The organism is Halorubrum tibetense, assembly GCF_042661865.1.
In the GTDB taxonomy this organism is placed as follows: Archaea; Halobacteriota; Halobacteria; order Halobacteriales; family Haloferacaceae; genus Halorubrum; species Halorubrum tibetense.
In genome coordinates this window covers 1-4519 of the sequence record NZ_JBHSWW010000207.1, presented here as the reverse complement: position 1 = coordinate 4519, position 4519 = coordinate 1, and the positions used below count along the sequence as shown (strand labels likewise).

The following is a 4519-nucleotide window of genomic DNA, read 5'->3' as shown; positions in this document are numbered from 1 at the left end:
CGGACCTCGCGGCCCAGCTCGCCGCCAACCGCCGAGCGGACGAGCGGGTCGCGGCGCTGATCGACGACTACGGTCGCGACCGGATCGAACGCGGCTTCGACGCGGTGATCGGCTACTCCCGCGACCGGATGACCGCCGCCATCGACGACCTCCCGGACGGGACGTACGAGGCCGCAGACGTACTGGAGGGGGACGGCGTCACGGAGGCGGACGTCCCGATCCGGACCGCCGTCACCGTCGATGGCGGGTCGCTTACGGTCGACTTCGCGGGCACTGCCGACCAGGTGGCGGGGAACCTGAACGCGCCGCTCGCGGTGGCGAAGAGCGCGGTGTACTTCGTCGTTCGCTGCGTGACGGACCCGGAGATACCGCCGAACCACGGCTGTTACGAGCCGGTGACGGTTCGCGTCCCGGAGGGCTCCCTGCTGGACCCGAACCCGCCGGCTGCCGTCGTCGGGGGGAACGTCGAGACGAGCCAGCGCGTCACCGACGTCGTCCTCGCGGCGTTCGCCGAGGCCGTCCCCGACCGCGTCGCCGCCGGGAGCCAGGGAACGATGAACAACCTCACGATCGGGAGTCGCGGGGGCGGAAGCGGCGGGACGGCCGATCGAGGGAACGGCGACGCGTCCGGCCCCTTCACCTACTACGAGACGATCGGCGGCGGGTTCGGCGGTCGACCGGGCGCCGACGGGATGGACGGCGTTCAGGTCGGGATGACGAACACGCTCAACACGCCCGTCGAGGCGCTCGAAGCCGCCTACCCGCTCGAAGTCGAGCGGTACGCTTTCCGCCCCGGAAGCGGCGGCGCGGGGCGACACCGCGGCGGGCTCGGGCTCGAACGCTCGGTTCGAACCCTCGTCGACGCCACCGTCTCGCTGCTCACCGAGCGGCGGAGACACCCCCCGGCGGGGCTTGCGGGCGGAGACTCGGGCGCTCGCGGCGAGAACCTGATCGACGGTGAACCGGTCCCGGCGAAGACGACCCGCGACGTCCCCGCCGGAACGACGGTAACGGTCCGAACGCCGGGCGGCGGTGGGTACGGCGATCCCGCCGACCGCGACCCGGACGCGACGGCCGCGGACCGTGACGACGGGAAACTCGAGGAGTGACCCGACGACGGACCCGTGCCACCCGTTCCGTCGACGCGACGCTCCCTTGGACGCGCCGGCCCGCGTGATCCGATGGTTAACCCGTTCGCGCGCCGTACGGCGAGCGATGACTGGCCTCCAGTATCTCTCCTGTGAGCGCTGTTCGACCGTCTACGCCCGTCCGGTCGGCTACGACGTCGACACGGATGTCCGGTGTTCGGAGTGCGGATCGGGACGGCTCGTGGACGTCTCCAACCGCCTCGACGACGAACCGTACTTCACTTCGGCTCTGCGATAACGACTCCCGGTCCGAGGCTCCGTTCCCGGCACCCTGTCCCACCCGGCGGCTCCCGGCGCGATCACGCCTCGTGATCCCGACTCCGCCGCTTCCCGAGGTGTGGCCGCATCGCCGACTCCAGCGTCCCGCGGTCCTGTGCGCCGACGAACCGGTCGACCGCCTCCCCGTTCGCGTACACGAGGAACGTCGGGACGCCCCGTGCGCCTAGCTGCTGTGCGAGCCCGGGGTGTGCGTCGACGTCGACTTTCGCGACCGCGGCGTCGGTCTCGCTCGCGACGGTCTCTACCGTCGGCTCCATCATCTGACACGGGCCACACCAGTCGGCGTAACAGTCGACGAGCACGACCTCGTGCTCGGATACGACTCGCTGGAACTCCTCGGTGCCCCTGATCTCGACCGGCTCGTCGGGGGTCGATCCGTCGTCCGTCGAACCCGACCCGCTGTTGCCCGTCTTTCCGGACACAGCGCCGTCGTCGGCGAGTCGTTCGCGTAGCTCCTCGCGTTTCCGCTCTCGGATCCGCTCCCGCTCGCTTTCTGCCGCGTCACTCATGCGATAGTATTGTGGATATTCAGCAATATAGTTTGCGGGGGTGACGCGGCCGCATCGCTATCGCGGTCGACTGGCTCGGTCGGCTTCGATACGTCTAGTCGGCTTCGACCGGGGGTGCGACCGGCTCGACTCGCACCGCCGAGTGTTTGTACTCGGGGATCTCGGCGACCGGGTCGAGCGCGTCGCCGGCGAGCGTGTTGACGAGTGGCTCCGCGTAGTGGAACGTACAGAACACGACGCCCCGGCGGACGGCGGTCGTCACGTCGGCCGTGACCGTCACCTCACCCCGCTCGTTCGCGACCGACACCGTGTCGCCGTCCTCGATCCCCCGGTCATCGGCGTCGTCCGGGTGGATCTGCAGGACGTCCTCCCCCCGCATCGCCATCAGGCGGTCGGACCGGCGGGTAAGCGCTCCGCTGTTGAAGTGCTGTAGTACTCGACCGGTGGTGAGCGTCAGCTCGCCCGTATCGAGGGTGTCCGCCGGCGGGGTCGGGTCGACCGCCGAAAGCGGCGCGGTTCGCTCCCCCGTGGCGAACGTCTCCGTGTGTAACACGTCGGTCCCCGCCTCGGCGTCGACCGGGAACGGCCAGCGTTGATACCCGTCGCCGATCCCGTCGTAGCTCATCCCGGCGTAGATCGGTGCCACTCGCGTCAGCTCCTCGAACACGGCCTCCGGACCGTCGTACTCGAACTCCTCGGGGACGTCGGTGAGTCGCCGACCGATCGCGGTCAGGATGTCCAAGTCGCGACGCGCGTTCCCCGGAAGGGTCGCGTTCGGTCGCATCCGCATCACCCGTCGGTCGGTGTTCGTGACGGTTCCAGCCTTCTCTGCCCACGAGCTCGCCGGTAACACCACGTCGGCGTGTGCGGCCGTCTCCGTCTCGAAGAGGTCGATGACGACACAGAAATCGAGCTCGTCGAACGCCGACGCGACCGCGGTCGCGTTCGGCTCCGTCACCGCCGGGTTCTCGCCGAAGACGACCGCCCCGTGGACGTCCTCGCCGAACCGGTGGGTCGCGGTCACTTCCGTGAGCCCGGGTTCTGCCGGCGGCTCGACTCCCCACTCGTCAGCGACACGCGCCCGGGCGTCCGGGTCGGTCACCGGCTCGTACCCCGGAAGGACTCCCGGAAGCGCGCCGACGTCGCTCGCGCCTTGGACGTTGTTCTGTCCGCGGAGCGGGTTGACGCCGGTCCCACGCCGTCCGATGTTCCCCGTCAAGAGGGCTAGGTTAAGCAGCGCGTGGACGTTGTCGGTCCCACACCGGTGTTGGCTCGTTCCCATCCCCGTGATCACCGCGCCGCGGTCCGCTTCTCCGAACAGCCGTGCGGCCTCGCGGATCGCTTCCGGGTCGACCCCGGCCGCACGGGCGTTCGCCTCGACGTCGACCGACGCGAGATGCTCTCGGAACGCGTCGACACCCGTGACCCGCTCCGCGAGGAACGCGTCGTCGACGAGCTCCTCTTCGAGGAGGACGTTCGCGATGGCGTTCGCCACCTCGATGTCCGTCCCGGGTTCGAGCGGCAGGTGAACGTCGGCCGCCTCGGTGGTGTCGTTCGCGCGCGGGTCGACGTGGATCAACGACGCGCCGTCGCGGATCGCCGGCAGCAGGTACGACCGGAACGCGACGGGGTGCTGTTCGGCGGGGTTCGCCCCGTTGACGAACAGACAGTCCGTCTCCGAGAGGTCATCGAGGGTGTTCGTCATCGCGCCCGCCCCGAGTCGCTCCCCCATCGCGGCTACCGTCGAGGAGTGACAGAGCCGCGCACAGTTGTCCACGTTGTTGGTGCCGAGGACGCGAGCGATCTTCTGGAAGACGTAGTTCTCCTCGTTGGTGCAGTTCGAGGAGGCGAAGAACTGGATCGCGTCCGCCCCGTGATCGTCGCGGATCCGGCCGAGACGCTCCGCGACACGGTTCAACGCCTCTTCCCAGGGAGCAGTGACGAACCGGCCGTTGTGTCGGACGAGCGGTTCGGTGAGGCGGTCGTCGTGCGTGACGACGTCGAACGCCGCCGCGCCTTTCGGACAGATCTCACCGCGGGTGTTCACCGGTCCCTCGACGCCGGTCGTCGTTTCGTTCCCGGCATACTCGATCGTACAGCCGACGCCACAGAACGGACACACCGTCCGCTCCGCTTCCACGGTTCGTTCCGACGGCTCGTTCGGGTCGGTCATCACCGTGTCATACGCGGGCGACCCCCCTCCGGTTGCGGCCCGAGTACTGCGGTGTTTTAAATCGTTGCGGTTACCCGGAGACGCCGGCGAGCGGCGACGGCACGAGGGTCTTCCCCAGCGAGCGGATCCCGGCGGTGAACAGGCACGCCGTGAACGCGATGGTTCCGAGCTTCCCGCCGAAGCCGACGAAGTACGGTGCGGCCCCAACGAACACGAGCCCCGAAACCGCCCCGGCCACGATCATTGCACCGGTTCCGGGGATCCGTTCCGGCGTCGCCATGCCCGCGAACGACGCGCAGAACGCGACTGCGGCGACCGTGTCCCCGGCGGCGAGAAGCGGCGGACAGACGAGCCCGGCGAGGAGGCCGACGATCGCGGAGCCGACGACCGGTCCGTGGTCCAGTCCGACG

4 protein-coding genes and 1 pseudogene are annotated in these 4519 nt (G+C 69.5%); 2 read left to right on the top strand and 3 right to left on the bottom strand.

Features of this window, described 5'->3' with window-relative positions; translation table 11 throughout:
* Together ACFQEU_RS11940 and ACFQEU_RS11935 are read left to right on the top strand one after the other, a co-directional pair.
* Nucleotides 1-1109 (top strand): hydantoinase B/oxoprolinase family protein (locus ACFQEU_RS11940; RefSeq protein ID WP_379782415.1); only part of this gene is annotated, 1109 nt, incomplete at its 5' end.
* Between the two features lie 106 nt (nucleotides 1110-1215).
* Nucleotides 1216-1386, top strand: coding sequence for a hypothetical protein (locus tag ACFQEU_RS11935; RefSeq protein WP_379782413.1), 171 nt, complete (start codon nucleotides 1216-1218; stop codon nucleotides 1384-1386).
* A gap of 61 nt (nucleotides 1387-1447) precedes the next feature.
* Here the strand turns inward: ACFQEU_RS11935 and ACFQEU_RS11930 are convergent, their stop codons facing one another.
* The 3 genes and pseudogenes from ACFQEU_RS11930 to ACFQEU_RS11920 all read right to left on the bottom strand — a co-directional run.
* Nucleotides 1448-1936 carry a thioredoxin family protein gene (locus ACFQEU_RS11930; RefSeq protein WP_379782411.1) on the bottom strand — a complete coding sequence of 163 codons (489 nt, stop codon included), beginning with the start codon at nucleotides 1934-1936 and terminating at the stop codon, nucleotides 1448-1450.
* A gap of 94 nt (nucleotides 1937-2030) precedes the next feature.
* On the bottom strand, nucleotides 2031-4109 hold the full coding sequence (gene fdhF, locus ACFQEU_RS11925; RefSeq protein WP_379782409.1) for a formate dehydrogenase subunit alpha: 2079 nt from the start codon (nucleotides 4107-4109) through the stop codon (nucleotides 2031-2033).
* Nucleotides 4110-4179: 70 nt separating this feature from the next.
* Nucleotides 4180-4519, bottom strand: a pseudogene (locus ACFQEU_RS11920) (hypothetical protein); the annotation flags it as partial.

Bases quoted from the DNA above. Each gene is read 5' to 3' on its own strand.
- ACFQEU_RS11935 (WP_379782413.1), top strand. From the start codon at position 1,216: ATGACTGGCCTCCAGTATCTCTCCTGTGAGCGCTGTTCGACCGTCTAC.
- ACFQEU_RS11930 (WP_379782411.1), bottom strand. From the start codon at position 1,936: ATGAGTGACGCGGCAGAAAGCGAGCGGGAGCGGATCCGAGAGCGGAAA.
- fdhF (WP_379782409.1), bottom strand. From the start codon at position 4,109: ATGACCGACCCGAACGAGCCGTCGGAACGAACCGTGGAAGCGGAGCGG.